This is a genomic window from Streptomyces sp. CLV115 (assembly GCF_038448545.1).
GTDB lineage: Bacteria > Actinomycetota > Actinomycetes > Streptomycetales > Streptomycetaceae > Streptomyces > Streptomyces sanglieri.
The window spans coordinates 1-460 of record NZ_JBCEWQ010000411.1 but is presented as its reverse complement, the minus strand read 5'-3'; the positions used below and the strand labels follow the sequence as shown (position 1 = coordinate 460).

Annotated in this window: 1 rRNA gene; it reads left to right on the top strand. The window is 49.3% G+C overall.

Annotated elements, in window-relative coordinates:
• Nucleotides 1-460: ribosomal RNA gene (locus tag AADR41_RS42405) — 16S ribosomal RNA — on the top strand; the annotation flags it as partial.

The window sequence follows — 460 nt, the reverse complement described above, 5'->3', positions numbered from 1 at the left end:
CCTACGGGTGGCAGCAGTAAGGAATATTGGTCAATGGACGCAAGTCTGAACCAGCCATGCCGCGTGAAGGATGAAGGTCCTCTGGATTGTAAACTTCTTTTGTGTGGGAAGAAATCCCGGAATTCTTTCTGGGTTGACGGTACCACAAGAATAAGCACCGGCTAACTCCGTGCCAGCAGCCGCGGTAATACGGAGGGTGCAAGCGTTATCCGGATTCACTGGGTTTAAAGGGTGCGTAGGTGGGTCTGTAAGTCCGTGGTGAAATCTCCAAGCTTAACTTGGAAACTGCCGTGGATACTATAGGTCTTGAATACCGTGGAGGTGAGCGGAATATGTCATGTAGCGGTGAAATGCTTAGATATGACATAGAACACCAATTGCGAAGGCAGCTCACTACACGACTATTGACACTGAGGCACGAAAGCGTGGGGATCAAACAGGATTAGATACCCTTGTAGTC